Genomic DNA, 302 nt, shown 5'->3' with positions numbered 1-302 from the left:
GTCGCCGCCTTTGCCCGGGATTGGAAGGCGGCCCGGCAGCGCGAGCAGCAGACCACCGGCCGCGGCACCTTTGTGCCCCTGGCCTTCGTGCCAGGCGAGGCCTTCCAGTTCGATTGGTCCGAGGACTGGGCGATCATCGCCGGCGAGCGAACCAAATTACAGGTCGCCCACGTCAAGCTGTCCTACAGCCGCGCCTTTACGCTAAGGGCCTACCCGATCCAGACCCACGAGATGCTGTTTGACGCCCACAACCACGCCTTCCGCGTTCTCGGCGGCGTTCCACGGCGAGGCATCTACGACAA

At 65.6% G+C, this 302-nt stretch carries 1 pseudogene; it reads left to right on the top strand.

Features of this window, described 5'->3' with window-relative positions:
• Nucleotides 1-302: pseudogene (locus ACZL02_RS24380) on the top strand (IS21 family transposase); the annotation flags it as partial.

This window comes from Mesocryomonas fontinalis (assembly GCF_055730125.2).
The sequence above is the reverse complement of the archived record's forward strand: the minus strand, read 5'-3'. Positions and strand labels throughout refer to the sequence as shown.